The 288-nt window shown below is 61.1% G+C and carries 1 pseudogene; it reads right to left on the bottom strand.

Annotation, left to right across the window (positions count from 1 at the left end):
- Positions 1-241: pseudogene (locus tag GHO03_RS25970) on the bottom strand (hypothetical protein); the annotation flags it as partial.
- Positions 242-288: the final 47 nt, after the last annotated feature.

The raw sequence follows: 288 nt of genomic DNA, 5'->3' as shown, positions 1-288 counted from the left end.
AGATGAGGGCCCCCCTGGGGCGTTGATTCCACATGTCAACAAAGACGTTTTCGAGCTCCCCGACGGCAGGCCCGGTAATACGAGCGTGGGTGTCACGCCAGCGGTCGGCGTAGAGGGAGCCGATGTTGTACCCACCGATGTAGGCGACCTTGGAATCGACGATGAGGAGCTTGCGGTGGTCTCGCCCCAGATTGCGTAGCGTCGGTATCCATGAGGGGGTTACGAGAGGTTGGGCTCGCACCTGCACCCCTTCGAGCTGCCGAAAGAATCGTGGGTCCACAACGAGGT

Origin of the sequence: Pseudomonas sp. FSL R10-1339 (assembly GCF_009600545.1) — a bacterium.
Classification (GTDB): Bacteria; Pseudomonadota; Gammaproteobacteria; order Pseudomonadales; family Pseudomonadaceae; genus Aquipseudomonas; species Aquipseudomonas bubulae.
Note: the sequence above shows the minus strand (reverse complement) of the source record. Positions and strands in the feature narration are given on the sequence as shown.